We start from the raw sequence: 17145 nt of genomic DNA, 5'->3' as shown, positions 1-17145 counted from the left end.
GCCTCGCCACGTGGGGTTCCGACGGAAAATCCCTCCGGGAAGTTACCGGTCGCGAGACCGTGACGCGGGCCGACACGCCCGACCGCGGGGACCGGTGAAGACACGAAGAAGCAAGATCACGACAGGAAGCTGGTCCATTGCCCACGATCCAGCAGCTGGTCCGCAAGGGCCGCCAGGACAAGGCTGCCAAGCAGAAGACCGCGGCCCTCAAGGGGAGCCCGCAGCGTCGTGGCGTGTGCACCCGCGTGTACACCACGACCCCGAAGAAGCCGAACTCGGCCCTGCGCAAGGTTGCTCGTGTGAAGCTGACCAGCGGCATCGAGGTCACCGCATACATCCCCGGTGAGGGTCACAACCTCCAGGAGCACTCGATGGTGCTCGTGCGCGGCGGTCGTGTGAAGGACCTGCCGGGTGTTCGGTACAAGATCATCCGCGGTTCGCTCGACACCCAGGGTGTGAAGAACCGGAAGCAGGCGCGCAGCCGTTACGGCGCGAAGAAGGAGAAGAGCTAATGCCTCGCAAGGGTCCGGCGCCGAAGCGGCCGCTGATCTCCGACCCCGTCTACGCCTCCCCGCTGGTCACCCAGCTGGTGAACAAGGTGCTGAAGGACGGCAAGCGGTCCCTGGCCGAGCGCATCGTCTACGGCGCGCTGGAAGGCGCTCGCGAGAAGACCGGCACCGACCCGGTCGTCACGCTGAAGCGCGCGCTCGACAACGTGAAGCCCACCATCGAGGTGAAGAGCCGTCGCGTCGGCGGCGCCACCTACCAGGTGCCGATCGAGGTCAAGCCCGGCCGCTCCACCACGCTGGCCCTGCGCTGGCTGGTCTCCTTCTCGCAGCAGCGCCGCGAGAAGACGATGATCGAGCGGCTGCAGAACGAGCTGCTGGACGCGAGCAACGGCCTTGGCGCCAGCGTCAAGCGCCGCGAAGACACGCACAAGATGGCCGAGTCCAACAAGGCCTTCGCGCACTACCGCTGGTGATGACCGCCCGGCTGCCGATAGAAGCCATGCCGGGCCCCACGTTCGAGACAGGGGAACATTCTCGTGGCACGTGAAGTGCTGACCGACCTCAACAAGGTCCGCAACATCGGCATCATGGCGCACATCGACGCCGGTAAGACCACCACCACCGAGCGGATCCTGTTCTACACCGGGATCAACTACAAGCTCGGCGAAGTCCACGACGGCGCCGCCACGATGGACTGGATGGAGGAGGAGCAGAAGCGGGGCATCACCATCACCTCGGCTGCGACCACCACCTTCTGGAACGACTACCAGATCAACCTGATCGACACCCCCGGGCACGTCGACTTCACCGTCGAGGTGGAGCGCAACCTGCGGGTGCTCGACGGCGCGGTCGCCGTCTTCGACGGCAAGGAAGGCGTCGAGCCGCAGTCCGAGCAGGTCTGGCGGCAGGCGGACAAGTACGACGTCCCGCGCATCTGCTTCGTCAACAAGATGGACAAGCTGGGCGCGGACTTCTACTACACCCTGAAGACCATCGAGGACCGTCTCGGCGTCCGGCCGCTGGCCATCCAGCTGCCGATCGGCGCGGAGAACGACTTCGAGGGCGTCATCGACCTGGTCCGGATGAAGGCTCTGGTCTGGCGCGGCGAGGTCAAGAAGGGCGAGGACTACGCCGTCGAGGACATCCCGGCCGAGCTGGCCGACCGCGCGGCCGAGTACCGCGAGAAGCTGATCGAGGCCGTCTCGGAGACCGACGACGCGCTGATGGAGAAGTTCCTCGAGGGCGAAGAGCTGTCGCAGGACGAGATCAAGAACGGCATCCGCCACCTCGTCGTCACCCGCGAGGCGTTCCCGGTCCTGGCCGGCTCCGCGTTCAAGAACAAGGGCGTGCAGCCGATGCTGGACGCGGTCATCGACTACCTGCCGTCCCCGCTGGACGTGCCGCCGGTCGAGGGCCTGCTGCCGGACGGCGAGACCCCGGTCACCCGCCACGCGACGACCGAGGAGCCGTTCTCCGCGCTCGCGTTCAAGATCGCCGCGCACCCGTTCTTCGGCAAGCTGACCTACATCCGGGTCTACTCGGGCAAGGTCGCCGCCGGAGCGCAGGTCGTCAACGCGACCAAGGAGCGCAAGGAGCGCATCGGGAAGATCTTCCAGATGCACTCCAACAAGGAGAACCCGGTCGACGAGGCCCTGGCCGGCCACATCTACGCGGTCATCGGCCTGAAGGACACCACCACCGGGGACACCCTGGCGGACCCGCAGAACCCGGTCGTCCTCGAGTCGATGACCTTCCCGGACCCGGTCATCAAGGTGGCCATCGAGCCGAAGACGAAGGCCGACCAGGAGAAGCTCTCCCTGGCGATCCAGAAGCTCGCCGAGGAGGACCCCACGTTCCAGGTCAACCTGGACGAGGAGACCGGTCAGACGATCATCGCCGGCATGGGCGAGCTCCACCTCGAGGTGCTCGTCAACCGGATGAAGTCCGACTACAAGGTCGAGGCGAACATCGGCAAGCCGCAGGTCGCCTACCGCGAGACCATCAAGAAGACCGTGGACAAGCTCGACTACGTCCACAAGAAGCAGACCGGTGGTTCCGGCCAGTTCGCGAAGGTCATCGTGAAGCTGGAGCCGCTCGAGCGCACCGACGGTGCTCTCTACGAGTTCGACAACAAGGTGACCGGTGGCCGCGTGCCGCGGGAGTACATCCCGTCGGTCGACGCGGGCGCCCAGGACGCGATGCAGTACGGCGTGCTGGCCGGCTACCCGCTCGTCGGGTTGAAGTTCACCTTGTTGGATGGCGCGTACCACGAGGTCGACTCTTCCGAAATGGCGTTCAAGATCGCCGGTTCCATGGCGATGAAGGAAGCCGCGAAGAAGGCCGGCCCGGTCATCCTCGAGCCGATGATGGCCGTCGAGGTCACGACTCCCGAGGACTACATGGGTGACGTGATCGGCGACCTCAACTCCCGCCGTGGCCAGATCCAGGCCATGGAGGAGCGCGCCGGTACCCGTGTCGTGAAGGCACTGGTTCCGCTGTCGGAGATGTTCGGCTACGTCGGCGACCTGCGGTCCCGTACCCAGGGCCGGGCGAACTACTCCATGGTGTTCGACTCCTACGCCGAGGTTCCCGCGAACGTCGCGAAGGAAATCATCGCGAAGGCGACGGGGGAGTAATCCCCTCCGCTCGCGGGCATTAAGGGACTCTCCTGAACGTCCGCAGCAACGACGAAGGAACATTCGCGGGGTGGCAGCCACGCTGCCCCGCGAGCACAAGCAAATCCAGTCCAGGAGGACATTCCAGTGGCGAAGGCGAAGTTCGAGCGGAGCAAGCCGCACGTCAACATCGGCACCATCGGTCACGTCGACCACGGCAAGACCACGCTGACCGCGGCGATCACCAAGGTTCTGCACGACGCGTACCCGGAGCTGAACGAGGCCCGTGCGTTCGACCAGATCGACAACGCGCCGGAAGAGAAGCAGCGCGGTATCACGATCAACATCTCGCACGTCGAGTACCAGACCGAGAAGCGGCACTACGCGCACGTGGACGCCCCCGGTCACGCTGACTACATCAAGAACATGATCACCGGCGCCGCGCAGATGGACGGCGCGATCCTGGTGGTCGCGGCGACCGACGGCCCGATGCCGCAGACCCGCGAGCACGTGCTGCTGGCCCGCCAGGTCGGCGTGCCCTACATCGTGGTGGCGCTGAACAAGGCCGACATGGTCGACGACGAGGAGATCCTCGAGCTCGTCGAGCTGGAGGTCCGCGAGCTGCTGTCCTCGCAGGAGTTCCCGGGCGACGACGCGCCGGTCGTGCGCGTGTCCGGCCTCAAGGCCCTCGAGGGCGACGAGAAGTGGGGCCAGGCGGTCCTCGACCTCATGCACGCCGTCGACGACAACGTCCCGGACCCGGTGCGTGACCTCGAGAAGCCGTTCCTGATGCCGATCGAGGACGTCTTCACCATCACCGGTCGCGGCACCGTCGTGACCGGTCGCGTGGAGCGCGGCCAGGTCAACGTGAACGAAGAGGTCGAGATCGTGGGTATCCGCGAGAAGTCGACCAAGACCACCGTCACCGGTGTCGAGATGTTCCGCAAGCTGCTCGACTCGGGCCAGGCGGGCGACAACGTCGGCCTCCTGCTCCGCGGCATCAAGCGTGAGGACGTCGAGCGCGGCCAGGTCGTCGTGAAGCCGGGCACCACCACCCCGCACACCGAGTTCGAGGGCCGGGTCTACATCCTGTCCAAGGACGAGGGCGGCCGGCACACCCCGTTCTTCAACAACTACCGCCCGCAGTTCTACTTCCGCACCACGGACGTGACCGGCGTCGTGACCCTCCCCGAGGGCACCGAGATGGTCATGCCGGGCGACAACACGGACATCAGCGTCGTGCTGATCCAGCCGGTCGCCATGGACGAGGGTCTGCGCTTCGCCATCCGCGAGGGTGGCCGGACCGTCGGCGCGGGCCAGGTTACCAAGATCATCAAGTGACGTCGGCGCCCTGAATTCGGGTCAATACACCCCCGAGTTCAGGGCGTCAACTCACGTGTGCGACACTATTCAGGTTGCTCGTCCTGGGGCGGCCGAATCCTTACGGGTTCCGGCCGCCCTGGCACGAGCGGCCACGGTCCGTGGAGCTCTTCCTTCGGGTGAGGCTAGCGGGCAAAGGCCAGTAGGGACGACCTTCGCGTCGGCCCGCGGCCTCCTCACGTAGAGGAAGACCAGGCAAGACGACGATCCTTAGGGATCCGTCTGTGCGGCGGGCGCGACACGCCCGACCGCGTGGACCGGGGACAGGGCCGTTGAACTGCTGAAACCCGGGTTCCGGCCCAGGTTGACGAGACAAAGCGGCACGAGACGACAAGGAACGCAGCCACCATGGCGGGACAGAAGATCCGCATCCGGCTCAAGGCCTACGACCACGAGGCGATCGACACCTCGGCGCGCAAGATCGTGGAAACGGTCACGCGCACCGGCGCCCGTGTTGTCGGGCCGGTGCCGCTGCCTACCGAGAAGAACGTTTACTGCGTCATCCGCTCGCCGCACAAGTACAAGGACTCGCGCGAGCACTTCGAGATGCGCACGCACAAGCGTCTGATCGACATCCTCGACCCGACGCCGAAGACGGTGGACGCGCTCATGCGCATCGACCTCCCGGCGAGCGTCGACGTCAACATCCAGTAAGCGTTGGGCGAGCGGCGGAGATAAGAACTCATGTCTGACAGGCAAATGAAGGGCATCCTGGGCACCAAGCTCGGCATGACCCAGGTCTTCGACGAGCAGAACCGGGTCGTCCCGGTCACTGTCGTCAAGGCCGGTCCGAACGTGGTGACCCAGGTCCGGACCACCGACAAAGACGGCTACGCGGCCGTGCAGCTGGCGTTCGGCGCGGTCGACCCGCGCAAGGTGAACAAGCCGCGCACCGGCCACTTCGAGAAGGCGGGCGTGACGCCGCGCCGGCACCTCGCCGAGCTGCGCACCACCGACGCCGAGACCTACGAGGTCGGCCAGGAGATCACCGCTGAGGTGTTCGAGGCAGGCACCACGGTCGACGTGACCGGTACCAGCAAGGGCAAGGGCTACGCCGGTGTCATGAAGCGCCACGGCTTCAAGGGCCAGGGCGCGAGCCACGGTGCGCAGGCCGTGCACCGCAAGCCGGGTTCCATCGGCGGCTGCGCCACGCCGGGCCGCGTGTTCAAGGGCCTGCGGATGGCGGGCCGGATGGGTAGCGACCGGGTCACCACGCAGGGCCTGACCGTGCACGCGGTGCGTGCCGAGGACGGCCTGCTGCTGATCAAGGGCGCGGTGCCCGGTCCCAAGGGCGGCCTGCTGTTCGTGCGCAGCGCCGCGAAGGGTGGTAACTGACGATGACGAGCGTCGAGCTGAAGACCCCGGCCGGTAAAGCCGACGGCACCGTCGAGCTCCCCGGGGAGATCTTCGACGTGCAGGCCAACGTCGCGCTGATGCACCAGGTCGTGGTGGCCCAGCTGGCCGCCGCGCGCCAGGGCACGCACGACACGAAGACCCGCGGTGAGGTCTCCGGTGGCGGCAAGAAGCCGTACCGGCAGAAGGGCACCGGTCGCGCCCGCCAGGGTTCGACCCGCGCGCCGCAGTTCGCCGGCGGTGGCGTCGTGCACGGCCCCACGCCGCGCGACTACACCCAGCGCACCCCGAAGAAGATGAAGGCCGCCGCCCTGCGTGGCGCCCTCTCCGACCGGGCTCGCGCCGGCCAGCTGCACGTCGTGACGGAACTGGTCACCGGCGAGAAGCCGTCGACCAAGTCCGCCAAGGCGGCGATCGCCGCCGCGACCCAGGCCAAGCGCGTTCTCGTGGTCCTGCACCGCGACGAGGAGCTCGCCTGGGTGTCCGCGCGGAACCTGCCGTACGTGCACCTGATCTGGGCTGACCAGCTCAACACCTACGACGTACTGGTCAACGACGACGTCGTGTTCACCAAGGCCGCCTACGACACGTTCGTGGCAGGTCCCGTCCGCGGGAAGGTCGTCAAGGCCCTCGCGCGTTCGAGCGAGGTTTCGGAAGGGAGTGACGAGAAGTGAGCTCGGTCGCCATCCCGGACCCCCGCGACATCCTGCTCGCGCCGGTGATCTCCGAGAAGTCCTACGGGCTGCTCGAGGACCACAAGTACACGTTCATCGTCCGTCCGGACGCCAACAAGACCCAGATCAAGATCGCGGTCGAGAAGGTGTTCGGCGTGAAGGTCGTCAGCGTCAACACGGCCAACCGCCAGGGCAAGCGGAAGCGGACTCGTACCGGCTTCGGCAAGCGCAAGGACACCAAGCGCGCCATCGTGACTCTTTCGCCGGAAAGCAAGGCGATCGAGATCTTCGGCGGACCCACCGCGTAAAGGACTGAGCTGAGTATGGGCATCCGCAAGTACAAGCCGACGACCCCGGGTCGTCGCGGTTCGAGCGTCTCGGACTTCGCCGAGATCACCCGGTCCACGCCGGAGAAGTCGCTGCTGCGTCCGCTGAGCAAGACCGGCGGCCGCAACGCTTCGGGCAAGATCACCACCCGGCACAAGGGCGGTGGCCACAAGCGCGCCTACCGCGTGATCGACTTCCGTCGCCACGACAAGGACGGCGTGCCGGCCAAGGTCGCGCACATCGAGTACGACCCCAACCGCACCGCGCGCATCGCGCTGCTGCACTACGCCGACGGCGAGAAGCGCTACATCATCGCGCCGGACAAGCTGAAGCAGGGCGACACGGTCGAGAACGGCCCGCGCGCCGACATCAAGCCGGGCAACAACCTGCCGCTGCGCAACATCCCGGTCGGCACCGTGATCCACGCGATCGAGCTCCGCCCCGGCGGCGGCGCGAAGATGGCCCGGTCCGCCGGCGCCCGCGTGCAGCTCGTCGCCAAGGACGGTCCTTACGCCCAGCTGCGTCTCCCCTCGGGCGAGATCCGCAACGTGGACGTGCGCAACCGCGCGACCGTCGGCGAGGTCGGCAACTCGGAGCACTCGAACATCAACTGGGGCAAGGCGGGCCGCAACCGCTGGCGCGGCAAGCGCCCGACTGTCCGCGGTGTCGTGATGAACCCGGTCGACCACCCGCACGGCGGTGGCGAGGGCAAGACCTCCGGTGGCCGTCACCCGGTGAACCCGAACGGCAAGCCCGAAGGCCGCACCCGCAAGAGCAAGCCGTCCGACAAACTGATCGTCCGCCGCCGGCGCACCGGCAAGAAGCGCTGAGCAGGGAGGTAGAAGCACATGCCACGCAGCCTTAAGAAGGGCCCGTTCGTGGACGACCACCTGCTCAAGAAGGTGGACGCTCTCAACGAATCGGGCAAGAAGACCGTGATCAAGACTTGGTCGCGGCGCTCCACGATCATCCCCGACTTCCTCGGGCACACGATCGCGGTGCACGACGGCCGCAAGCACGTCCCGGTGTTCGTCACCGAGGCGATGGTGGGTCACAAGCTGGGCGAGTTCGCCCCGACGCGGACCTTCAAGGGCCACATCAAGGACGACCGCAAGTCGCGCCGCCGCTGAGCGGGCCAGAGAAAGTTAAGGGAAGCAGATGAACGCCCAGTCAAACGCCACGGCCACGGCAGAAGAGCTGCCCACGGCCGTCGCGCGGGCTCGTTTCGTCCGGGACGCGCCGATGAAGGTGCGCCGGGTGATCGAGCTCGTCAAGGGTCGTAGCGTCAGCGAGGCCTTGGCCGTGCTCCGGTTCGCGCCGCAGGCTGCCAGCACGCAGCTCGCGAAGGTCATCGCCAGCGCGGCGGCCAACGCCGAGAACAACCTCCAGCTGGACCCGGAGACGCTCTGGATCAAGTCCGCGACCGCCGACGAGGGCCCGACCCTCAAGCGCATCCGTCCGCGGGCCCAGGGCCGTGCGTACCGGATCCGCAAGCGCACCAGCCACATCACCGTGGTGGTCGAGTCGCGGCCTGCGGAGAAGAAGAGCAACAAGAAGGCAGGTGGCCGGTAGTGGGCCAGAAGATCAACCCGCACGGCTTCCGCCTGGGTATCACCACTGACTGGAAGTCGCGCTGGTACGCCGACAAGCAGTACGCGGAGTACGTGGCCGAGGACGTCAAGATCCGCAAGCTGCTCTCCACCGGCATGGAGCGCGCCGGCATCTCCAAGGTCGAGATCGAGCGCACCCGTGACCGCGTCCGCGTCGACATCCACACCGCCCGGCCGGGCATCGTCATCGGCCGCCGCGGCGCGGAGGCCGACCGGATCCGCGGCGCGCTGGAGAAGCTGACCAAGAAGCAGGTCCAGCTGAACATCCTCGAGGTGAAGAACCCCGAGGCCGACGCGCAGCTGGTCGCCCAGGGCGTCGCGGAGCAGCTGAGCAACCGCGTGGCGTTCCGCCGCGCGATGCGCAAGGCGATCCAGACCTCCATGCGCTCGCCGCAGGTCAAGGGCATCCGCGTGCAGTGCGGCGGTCGTCTCGGCGGTGCCGAGATGTCCCGTTCCGAGCACTACCGCGACGGCCGGGTCCCGCTGCACACGCTGCGCGCTGACATCGACTACGGCTTCTTCGAGGCCAAGACGACGTTCGGCCGCATCGGCGTGAAGGTGTGGATCTACAAGGGCGAGCTCGTCGGCGGGCTGAAGGCGCGCGCCGAGCGCGACGCCGCCGCGTCGGCAGCGGACCGCGCGCCGCGCCGCGACCGCGGCGACCGGCCGTCCCGGCCGCGTCGTTCCGGTTCGTCGGGCACGACCCCGACCTCCACCGAGGCCGGCCGCGCCGCCGCGGCCGCGAAGAGCGACACCGCTACTGAGGCGGCGGCCCCGGCCACCGAGACCGCAGAAAAGACGGAGGGCTGAGACGTGCTCATCCCGCGCAGGGTCAAGCACCGCAAGCAGCACTCCCCGAAGCGCCACGGTGCCGCCAAGGGCGGTACCAAGGTCAACTTCGGCGAGTACGGCATCCAGGCGCTTGAGCACAGCTACGTGACGAACCGGCAGATCGAGTCCGCTCGTATCGCCATGACCCGTCACATCAAGCGTGGCGGCAAGGTGTGGACGACGATCTACCCGGACCGCCCGCTGACCAAGAAGCCGGCGGAAACCCGCATGGGTTCCGGCAAGGGTTCGCCCGAGTGGTGGATCGCCAACGTGAAGCCGGGCCGCGTGATGTTCGAGATCAGCTTCCCGAACGAGGAGACCGCCCGCGAGGCGCTCCGCCGCGCGATCCACAAGCTGCCCATGAAGTGCCGCATCGTGACCCGGGAAGGTGAGTTCTGATGGCTAACGGAGCCGCACAGGCATCCGAGCTGCGTGAGCTCACCGCCGAAGAGCTCGTGCTGCGTCTGAAGGAATACAAGGAGGAGCTCTTCAACCTCCGCTTCCAGATGGCGACCGGGCAGCTGGACAACAACCGTCGGCTGCGCACCGTCCGCACGGACATCGCGCGGATCTACACGGTCATGCGCGAGCGCGAGCTCGGCCTGTCCGTGGCTCCCGACGCCGAAAGTGAAGGTGCCGCATGAGCGAGGCTGCCACCGAGAAGACCGTCCGCAACTACCGCAAGGTCCGCGAGGGTTACGTCGTCTCGGACAAGATGGACAAGACGATCGTGGTCGAGCTCGAAGACCGCAAGAAGCACCCGCGCTACTCGAAGGTCGTCCGCACCACCTCCAAGGTGAAGGTGCACGACGAGAACAACGAGGCGGGCGTGGGCGACCGGGTCACCCTGATGGAGACCCGGCCGCTGTCGGCCACCAAGCGCTGGCGTCTGGTGCAGGTCGTGGAGAAGGCCAAGTAAGCAGGGCTCTTCGGAGTCCTTGGTTCCGCAAGGCTCGCCGACAGGCGAGAACCAGCGCGACATACAGGAGTTGACGTGATCCAGCAGGAGTCGCGGCTTCGGGTTGCCGACAACACCGGTGCTAAGGAAATCCTTTGCATCCGCGTGCTCGGCGGCTCCGGGCGGCGCTACGCCGGCATCGGCGACATCATCGTCGCCACCGTGAAGGACGCCATCCCGGCCGCCGGGGTGAAGAAGGGCGATGTCGTCAAGGCAGTCATCGTCCGCACGGTGAAGGAGCGCCGTCGTCCGGACGGTTCCTACATCCGGTTCGACGAGAACGCCGCCGTGCTCATCAAGAACGACAACGAGCCCCGGGGCACCCGCATCTTCGGCCCGGTGGGCCGCGAGCTGCGCGACCGAAAGTTCATGAAGATCATTTCGCTCGCGCCGGAGGTGCTGTGATGAAGGTGAAGAAGGGCGACACGGTCGTCGTTATCGCCGGCAAGGACAAGGGCGCCAAGGGCAAGGTCATCCAGGCCTACCCGGACCGCGAGCGCGTGCTGGTCGAGGGTGTCAACCGGATCAAGAAGCACACCCGGATCACCCAGACCCAGCGCGGCGCGCAGTCCGGCGGCATCGTGACCCAGGAAGCGCCCATCCACGTCTCGAACGTGATGGTCGTGGACTCGGACGGCAAGCCGACCCGGGTGGGCTACCGCATCGGCGAGGACGGCAAGAAGGTCCGGGTCTCGCGCCGGAACGGCAAGGACATCTGACATGACCACCGCAGAGAAGATCGTGCCGCGTCTCAAGACCCGGTACCGCGAAGAGATCAAGGGCGAGCTCCAGAAGGAGTTCTCCATCCCCAACGTGCACCAGATTCCCGGCGTCACCAAGATCGTCGTGAACATGGGTGTCGGGGACGCCGCCCGGGACAGCAAGCTGATCGACGGCGCGGTCCGCGACCTCGCCCTGATCACCGGGCAGAAGCCGGAGATCCGCAAGGCCCGCAAGTCCATCGCGCAGTTCAAGCTGCGCGAGGGCCAGCCGATCGGCGCGCGCGTCACGCTGCGCGGCGACCGGATGTGGGAGTTCCTCGACCGGCTGCTGACCATCGCGCTGCCCCGTATCCGCGACTTCCGCGGTCTTTCGGCCAAGCAGTTCGACGGCAACGGCAACTACACGTTCGGTCTCAACGAGCAGTCGATGTTCCACGAGATCAACCCGGACGACATCGACCGCCCCCGTGGCATGGACGTCACCGTCGTCACCACCGCCACCACCGACGACGAGGGCCGGGCGCTGCTGCGCAAGCTCGGTTTCCCGTTCAAGGAGAACTGAGATGGCCAAGAAAGCGCTGATCAGCAAGGCCTCGAAGAAGCCGAAGTTCGCGGTGCGCGCCTACACCCGTTGCAACCGGTGCGGGCGTCCGCACTCGGTCTACCGCAAGTTCGGCCTGTGCCGGATCTGCCTCCGGGAAATGGCGCACGCAGGTGAACTGCCCGGCGTTCACAAGTCCAGCTGGTAAGGCTCGAAACTCTATTCCCAGTTCGCCACAGGCCCCGCCGACCCGGCCGGACACCGTTCCGGCCGGGCGAGGCGGGGAACCAGGCGAGAAAGGTTGACAGGTCACCATGACGATGACCGACCCGATCGCAGACTTCTTGACCCGTCTGCGCAACGCGAACTCGGCGTACCACGACGAGGTCGTGCTTCCGCACTCGAAGATCAAGGCGAACATCGCCGAGATCCTCAAGCGCGAGGGCTACATCGCGAGCTACCGCGACGAGCCGGGCGAGAAGCACAAGAACCTGGTCGTCGAGCTGAAGTACGGCCCCAACCGCGAGCGGAGCATCGCCGGCCTTCGCCGCGTCTCCAAGCCGGGTCTGCGGGTCTACGCAAAATCGACCGAACTGCCGTCCGTGCTCGGCGGCCTCGGCGTCGCGATCATCTCGACGTCCGCGGGTCTGCAGACCGACCGGCAGGCCAAGCGCAACAACGTGGGCGGCGAAGTCCTCGCCTACGTCTGGTAAGGAAGGGGGCACAGACATGTCACGCATCGGAAAGCTGCCGGTCTCCGTCCCCTCCGGGGTCGAGGTGACCATCGACGGCCAGAACGTCAAGGTCAAGGGGCCGAAGGGCACCTTGGAGCACACTGTCGCCGAGCCGATCACCGTCGAGCGCGGCGAGGACGGCGCGCTGCTGGTGAAGCGCCCGGACGACGAGCGCACGAGCCGCGCCCTGCACGGCCTCACCCGCACGCTGGTGAACAACCTCGTGGTGGGCGTGACCGAGGGCTACGAGAAGAAGCTGGAAATCCACGGCGTCGGTTACCGGGTGCAGGCCAAGGGCTCGGACCTCGAGTTCGCTCTCGGCTACAGCCACCCGGTGAAGATCGAGGCTCCGGAAGGCATCACCTTCAAGGTGGAGTCGCCCACCCGGTTCTCGGTGTCCGGCATCGACAAGCAGAAGGTCGGCCAGACCGCCGCGGTCATCCGCAAGCTGCGCCGCCCGGACCCGTACAAGGGCAAGGGCCTGCGCTACGAGGGTGAGAAGATCCGCCGCAAGGTCGGAAAGACGGGTAAGTGATGAGCGACACGACTACCACGAAGCGCAAGCCGGTCGGCAAGGACATCTCGACCCGCCGCCGCGTCGCCAAGGCCCGTCGGCACTTCCGCCTCCGCAAGAAGATCAGCGGCACGCCGGTGCGTCCGCGCATGGTCGTCAAGCGGTCCTCGCGGCACATCACCGTGCAGGTGATCGACGACCTCGCCGGTCACACGCTGGCGTCGGCGTCCACCCTCGAGTCGGACCTGCGGTCCTTCGAGGGCGACAAGAAGGCCAAGGCGGCCAAGGTCGGCGAACTGGTCGCTTCGCGCGCCAAGAACGCCGGCATCGAAGCCGTGGTGTTCGACCGTGGCGGCAACGCCTACCACGGCCGCATCGCCGCGCTCGCCGACGCCGCCCGCGAGGCGGGGTTGAAGTTCTGATGCACATGCTCGTGAATGGAAGGAAAGCCTGATGCCGGGACGTACACGGCAATTCGGCGGCGGCCAGGGCGGACCGGGTCAGGGCGGCAACGACCGCGGTGACCGTCGGGACCGTCGCGACCGGCGCGACGGCGGCCGTGGCGGGGCGGCCCAGGACAAGACCCCGCACCTTGAGAAGGTCGTGACGATCAACCGCGTCGCCAAGGTCGTCAAGGGCGGTCGTCGCTTCAGCTTCACCGCTCTGGTGGTCGTCGGCGACGGCGACGGCCAGGTCGGCGTCGGCTACGGCAAGGCCAAGGAAGTTCCCGCGGCCATCGCCAAGGGCGTCGAGGAAGCGAAGAAGAACTTCTTCCGCGTTCCGCGCGTCGCCGGCACCATTCCGCACCCGATCCAGGGTGAGGAAGCCGCCGGGGTCGTGCTGCTCCGTCCCGCCTCCGCTGGTACCGGTGTGATCGCCGGCGGCCCGGTGCGCGCGGTGCTGGAGTGCGCGGGCGTCCACGACGTGCTGTCGAAGTCGCTCGGCTCCGACAACGCCATCAACATCGTGCACGCGACGGTGGCGGCCTTGAAGGGCCTGCAGCGTCCGGAGGAGGTGGCCGCTCGCCGCGGTCTGCCGCTCGAGGACGTCGCCCCGGCCCGGATGCTGCGCCAGCGTGCCGGCCAGGGGGTCTGACATGGCTCAGCTCAAGGTCACTCAGGTCAAGAGCAAGATCGGCACGAAGCACGCTCACCGCGAGTCGCTGCGCACCCTCGGGCTGCGCAAGATCCGCCAGAGCGTCGTGCGTGAGGACACCCCCCAGGTGCGCGGCCTGATCCACACCGTCCGCCACCTGGTGGAGGTCGAGGAGGTCCAGGCATGACCGCCATCAAGATCCACCACCTTCGTCCGGCTCCTGGCGCCAAGCGCGACAAGATCCGCGTCGGCCGTGGTGAGGGCTCGAAGGGCAAGACGGCGGGCCGCGGCACGAAGGGCACCAAGGCCCGGAAGAACGTGCCCGCCGGGTTCGAGGGTGGGCAGATGCCCATCCACATGCGGCTGCCGAAGCTGCGTGGGTTCAAGAACCGGTTCCGCACCGAGTACCAGCCGGTGAACGTGGGCGACATCGCTCGCGTGTTCGCCGACGGGGGCAAGGTCGGGCCGGAGGAGCTGGCTGCGAACGGGCTTGTGCGCAAGGGCAAGCTGGTTAAGGTGCTCGGGAACGGGGACCTTAACGGGGTCAAGCTTGAGCTGACCGCGCATGCTTTCTCTGGTTCTGCCAAGGAGAAGATCGAGGCTGCTGGTGGTTCGGCCACCGTTAGCTGATCTGGCTTCGGTTTAGAGCGGGCCCGTCCGGGATTTCCGGGCGGGTCCGTTTTTTTATCGGCTCGTCGCCCTGGGGGGCGACATTGCCGTCGTCTTGGGTTGCGTGGGGCACCCCGAAGCCCAATTGTGCTGACGGTTCGGGGGTGCTTGTCAAGGCGGGAAAGATGCCTTGACAAGCACCCCCGAACCGCAGGGAGGCTTTGTATCGGGGTGCGGGGGAGGGGCTGGGTGCCTCGCTCGTTGGGTGCGCTGGCTGCGGTTGGGGCTGAGTGCCTCGCTCGTTGGGTGCAGCGGTGGCGGTTTAGGGCCGGGGGCTCGCGCCCCTATGTCGCGTTGGGGTGCATCGCGGCGGTGGGTGTGGGTCGTGAGGGGATCAGGGGCTGTGAAGGGTGGCCCTCGCGGACCTCGGCTGGTCGTGAGGGGAGCCTGAGGGACGCCGGGGGCGTGAGGGTTCTCCTCGCGGGCTTGCCTCGGGTGCGTTTTCCGTGCTGTTGCGCGGAATCCCGTCTAACGGCGCGGGCCGAACAGGTGATCATCTGTGCTCCGACCGGCCTCACCTGCGGCTCTTGGTTGCTTGATCGGCTCGTGGTGAGACGTAAAACGCACACGCGCTGCAGGTGGCCCATGCGAAGCTGTTAGAGTCGGCGGCACGCTTCCGGGCCTGTTTGCCCTGAAGCGTTCCTGGCTTGCCAGTGAGTCAGACATCCCGCCGGTCTCGTACCGGCCAAGCCGATCGTCGGTTGGGACGACCGACGACGCCGAGGAGGTCCCCCGCGTGCTCAGCGCATTCCGCTCGGCTCTCGCGACGCCGGATCTACGCAAGAAGATCCTGTTCACGCTAGCCATCGTCGCGGTTTACCGGATCGGTGCAACCATCCCGGCTCCGGGGGTCTCGTTCGCCGCCGTGCAGGCCTGTACCGCACAGGCCGACCAGCAGGGCGTGTACCAGCTGCTCAACCTCTTCAGCGGCGGCGCTCTGCTGCAGCTGTCGCTGTTCGCGACGGGCATCATGCCCTACATCACCGCGAGCATCATCATTCAGCTGCTCACCGTGGTCATCCCGCGGTTCGAGGAGCTGAAGAAGGAAGGCCAAGCCGGCCAGAACAAGCTGACCCAGTACACCCGGTACCTCACGATCGCGCTCGCGATCCTGCAGGCCACCGGCGTGGTCGCGCTGGCCGACCGCGGAACCCTGTTCCAGGGCTGCTCGCAGCCGATCATCCCGGACAACAGCATCTACTCGCTGACGCTGATCGTGGTCACCATGACCGCGGGCACCGCGGTGATGATGTGGCTGGGCGAGCTCATCACCGAGCGCGGCGTCGGCAACGGCATGTCGGTGCTGATCTTCCTGAACATCGCGGCCCGCATCCCGGCCGAGGGCGCCAACATCATCAGCAACGGCGGCGGCGTCGCGCTGGCCGTGGTGTGCGCGTTCGGCCTGGTGATCATCGCCAGCGTCATCTTCGTCGAGCAGGGCCAGCGCCGGATCCCGGTGCAGTACGCCAAGCGCATGGTCGGCCGCCGGATGTACGGCGGCACCTCGACCTACCTGCCGATCAAGGTGAACCAGGCCGGTGTCATCCCGGTCATCTTCGCCTCGTCGCTGCTGTACCTGCCGCAGCTGCTCAGCCAGCTGATCGGCGACCCGCAGAGCAACTCGGGCTGGCAGTCCTTCATCCAGAACTACCTGGTCAACCAGAGCAGCTGGGTGCACATCCTGCTCTACTTCCTGTTGATCATCTTCTTCACCTACTTCTACATCACGATCACGTTCAACGTGGACGAGCGTGCGGAAGAGATGAAGAAGTTCGGCGGCTTCATCCCGGGCATCCGGCCCGGCCGTCCCACCGCCGAGTACCTCAGCTTCGTGCTGGGCCGGATCACTCTTCCCGGCTCGCTGTACCTGGGCATCATCGCGATCCTCCCGAACTTCTTCCTGTCCCTCACCGGCAGCGGGAACAACCAGAACTTCCCGTTCGGTGGCACGGCTGTGCTGATCATGGTCGGCGTCGGGCTCGACACCGTGAAGCAGATCGAAAGCCAGCTGATGCAGCGCAACTACGAAGGGTTCTTGAAGTGACGCGACTGGTTCTCGTCGGACCGCCCGGCGCGGGCAAAGGCACGCAGGCGGTTGCCCTGTCCGAGCAGCTGCGGATCCCGCACATCTCGACCGGCGACCTCTTCCGGGCGCACGTCGGCCAGGAGACCCCGCTCGGCCAGGAGGCCAAGCGGTACCTGGACTCCGGCGAACTGGTCCCGGACTCGGTGACCAACGAGATGGTCCGCGAGCGGCTGGCCGAACCGGACGCGAAGGCGGGCTTCCTGCTCGACGGGTTCCCGCGCAACACCAAGCAGGCCGAGGTCCTCGGCGAGATGCTGAGCGAGGCCGACACCAAGCTCGACGCGGTCATCCAGCTCGACGTGGCCGAGGACGTCGTCGTCAGCCGCCTCATGTCGCGCGGCCGTTCGGACGACACCGAAGACGTCATCCGCCGTCGCCAGCAGGTGTACGTGTCGGAAACCGCGCCGCTGCTCGAGTACTACGCCGACATCCTGGTGAAGGTCGACGGCGTCGGCGAGGTGCAGGAGATCTCGGACCGCGTGCTGAAAGCGCTGCGCGACCGCACGTGAATCTCGGAGGATTGCGTG

Annotated in this window: 27 protein-coding genes; all 27 read left to right on the top strand. The window is 66.9% G+C overall.

Features of this window, described 5'->3' with window-relative positions:
- The first annotated feature begins 137 nt into the window (after nt 1-137).
- Entirely contained in the window at nt 138-512 is a 375-nt protein-coding gene (gene rpsL / locus F9C11_RS03530; RefSeq protein ID WP_003102113.1) for a 30S ribosomal protein S12, read from the top strand.
- A complete protein-coding gene (gene rpsG / locus F9C11_RS03525) occupies nt 512-982 on the top strand; it encodes a 30S ribosomal protein S7 (protein ID WP_009072291.1) in 471 nt (156 codons plus the stop codon). The genes rpsL and rpsG overlap by 1 nt, the downstream gene beginning before the upstream one ends.
- A gap of 63 nt (nt 983-1045) precedes the next feature.
- On the top strand, nt 1046-3145 hold the full coding sequence (gene fusA / locus F9C11_RS03520) for an elongation factor G (protein WP_101436017.1): 2100 nt from the start codon (nt 1046-1048) through the stop codon (nt 3143-3145).
- A gap of 126 nt (nt 3146-3271) precedes the next feature.
- Complete coding sequence (tuf, locus tag F9C11_RS03515) at nt 3272-4465, top strand: elongation factor Tu (RefSeq protein ID WP_409183489.1); 1194 nt, start codon at nt 3272-3274, stop codon at nt 4463-4465.
- Nucleotides 4466-4852: 387 nt separating this feature from the next.
- Nucleotides 4853-5158, top strand: a complete 306-nt coding sequence (gene rpsJ / locus F9C11_RS03510; RefSeq protein ID WP_003102098.1) for a 30S ribosomal protein S10 — start codon at nt 4853-4855, stop codon at nt 5156-5158.
- Between the two features lie 30 nt (nt 5159-5188).
- Nucleotides 5189-5839 carry a 50S ribosomal protein L3 gene (gene rplC, locus F9C11_RS03505; protein ID WP_409183488.1) on the top strand — a complete coding sequence of 217 codons (651 nt, stop codon included), beginning with the start codon at nt 5189-5191 and terminating at the stop codon, nt 5837-5839.
- Nucleotides 5840-5841: 2 nt separating this feature from the next.
- Nucleotides 5842-6531 carry a 50S ribosomal protein L4 gene (gene rplD / locus F9C11_RS03500; protein WP_409183487.1) on the top strand — a complete coding sequence of 230 codons (690 nt, stop codon included), beginning with the start codon at nt 5842-5844 and terminating at the stop codon, nt 6529-6531.
- The gene (gene rplW / locus F9C11_RS03495) at nt 6528-6839 is read left to right on the top strand and encodes a 50S ribosomal protein L23 (RefSeq protein ID WP_009072304.1); all 312 of its coding nucleotides are present in this window, start codon (nt 6528-6530) and stop codon (nt 6837-6839) included. Before rplD ends, rplW begins: the two co-directional genes overlap by 4 nt.
- Before the next feature lie 15 nt (nt 6840-6854).
- Complete coding sequence (rplB, locus tag F9C11_RS03490) at nt 6855-7688, top strand: 50S ribosomal protein L2 (protein ID WP_009072306.1); 834 nt, start codon at nt 6855-6857, stop codon at nt 7686-7688.
- 18 nt (nt 7689-7706) lie between these two features.
- On the top strand, nt 7707-7988 hold the full coding sequence (gene rpsS, locus F9C11_RS03485; RefSeq protein ID WP_003102083.1) for a 30S ribosomal protein S19: 282 nt from the start codon (nt 7707-7709) through the stop codon (nt 7986-7988).
- 28 nt (nt 7989-8016) lie between these two features.
- A complete protein-coding gene (gene rplV, locus F9C11_RS03480; protein ID WP_344270166.1) occupies nt 8017-8430 on the top strand; it encodes a 50S ribosomal protein L22 in 414 nt (137 codons plus the stop codon).
- A complete protein-coding gene (gene rpsC, locus F9C11_RS03475; RefSeq protein ID WP_409183486.1) occupies nt 8430-9278 on the top strand; it encodes a 30S ribosomal protein S3 in 849 nt (282 codons plus the stop codon). The genes rplV and rpsC overlap by 1 nt, the downstream gene beginning before the upstream one ends.
- Before the next feature lie 3 nt (nt 9279-9281).
- Nucleotides 9282-9698: a 50S ribosomal protein L16 gene (gene rplP / locus F9C11_RS03470; protein WP_009072313.1), complete on the top strand. Its 417-nt coding sequence runs from the start codon at nt 9282-9284 to the stop codon at nt 9696-9698.
- Nucleotides 9698-9943: a 50S ribosomal protein L29 gene (rpmC, locus tag F9C11_RS03465; RefSeq protein WP_009072314.1), complete on the top strand. Its 246-nt coding sequence runs from the start codon at nt 9698-9700 to the stop codon at nt 9941-9943. The genes rplP and rpmC overlap by 1 nt, the downstream gene beginning before the upstream one ends.
- Nucleotides 9940-10218 (top strand): 30S ribosomal protein S17, encoded by a 279-nt coding sequence (gene rpsQ / locus F9C11_RS03460; RefSeq protein ID WP_009072315.1) that lies wholly within the window; start codon nt 9940-9942, stop codon nt 10216-10218. Before rpmC ends, rpsQ begins: the two co-directional genes overlap by 4 nt.
- Nucleotides 10219-10293: 75 nt before the next feature.
- The gene (gene rplN / locus F9C11_RS03455) at nt 10294-10662 is read left to right on the top strand and encodes a 50S ribosomal protein L14 (RefSeq protein WP_004558867.1); all 369 of its coding nucleotides are present in this window, start codon (nt 10294-10296) and stop codon (nt 10660-10662) included.
- Nucleotides 10662-10976, top strand: coding sequence for a 50S ribosomal protein L24 (gene rplX / locus F9C11_RS03450; RefSeq protein ID WP_009072317.1), 315 nt, complete (start codon nt 10662-10664; stop codon nt 10974-10976). The genes rplN and rplX overlap by 1 nt, the downstream gene beginning before the upstream one ends.
- A gap of 1 nt (nt 10977) precedes the next feature.
- Nucleotides 10978-11541 (top strand): 50S ribosomal protein L5, encoded by a 564-nt coding sequence (rplE, locus tag F9C11_RS03445; RefSeq protein ID WP_409183485.1) that lies wholly within the window; start codon nt 10978-10980, stop codon nt 11539-11541.
- Between the two features lies 1 nt (nt 11542).
- On the top strand, nt 11543-11728 hold the full coding sequence (locus F9C11_RS03440; RefSeq protein WP_009072321.1) for a type Z 30S ribosomal protein S14: 186 nt from the start codon (nt 11543-11545) through the stop codon (nt 11726-11728).
- A gap of 106 nt (nt 11729-11834) precedes the next feature.
- A complete protein-coding gene (gene rpsH, locus F9C11_RS03435; RefSeq protein WP_009072322.1) occupies nt 11835-12233 on the top strand; it encodes a 30S ribosomal protein S8 in 399 nt (132 codons plus the stop codon).
- Between the two features lie 16 nt (nt 12234-12249).
- Nucleotides 12250-12789, top strand: a complete 540-nt coding sequence (gene rplF / locus F9C11_RS03430; RefSeq protein WP_009072324.1) for a 50S ribosomal protein L6 — start codon at nt 12250-12252, stop codon at nt 12787-12789.
- Nucleotides 12789-13190, top strand: coding sequence for a 50S ribosomal protein L18 (gene rplR / locus F9C11_RS03425; RefSeq protein WP_409183484.1), 402 nt, complete (start codon nt 12789-12791; stop codon nt 13188-13190). The genes rplF and rplR overlap by 1 nt, the downstream gene beginning before the upstream one ends.
- A gap of 31 nt (nt 13191-13221) precedes the next feature.
- Complete coding sequence (rpsE, locus tag F9C11_RS03420) at nt 13222-13863, top strand: 30S ribosomal protein S5 (protein ID WP_009072328.1); 642 nt, start codon at nt 13222-13224, stop codon at nt 13861-13863.
- A 1-nt stretch (nt 13864) separates the two neighbouring features.
- The gene (gene rpmD / locus F9C11_RS03415; protein ID WP_004558875.1) at nt 13865-14050 is read left to right on the top strand and encodes a 50S ribosomal protein L30; all 186 of its coding nucleotides are present in this window, start codon (nt 13865-13867) and stop codon (nt 14048-14050) included.
- The gene (gene rplO / locus F9C11_RS03410; RefSeq protein WP_009072329.1) at nt 14047-14493 is read left to right on the top strand and encodes a 50S ribosomal protein L15; all 447 of its coding nucleotides are present in this window, start codon (nt 14047-14049) and stop codon (nt 14491-14493) included. The genes rpmD and rplO overlap by 4 nt, the downstream gene beginning before the upstream one ends.
- A 775-nt stretch (nt 14494-15268) precedes the next feature.
- A complete protein-coding gene (gene secY, locus F9C11_RS03405; protein WP_409183483.1) occupies nt 15269-16576 on the top strand; it encodes a preprotein translocase subunit SecY in 1308 nt (435 codons plus the stop codon).
- Nucleotides 16573-17127: an adenylate kinase gene (locus tag F9C11_RS03400; protein ID WP_037712276.1), complete on the top strand. Its 555-nt coding sequence runs from the start codon at nt 16573-16575 to the stop codon at nt 17125-17127. The genes secY and F9C11_RS03400 overlap by 4 nt, the downstream gene beginning before the upstream one ends.
- Nucleotides 17128-17145 lie beyond the last annotated feature (18 nt).

The sequence above is a fragment of the Amycolatopsis sp. VS8301801F10 genome (genome assembly GCF_046195355.1).
In the GTDB taxonomy this organism is placed as follows: Bacteria; Actinomycetota; Actinomycetes; order Mycobacteriales; family Pseudonocardiaceae; genus Amycolatopsis.
The sequence above is the reverse complement of the archived record's forward strand: the minus strand, read 5'-3'. Positions and strand labels throughout refer to the sequence as shown.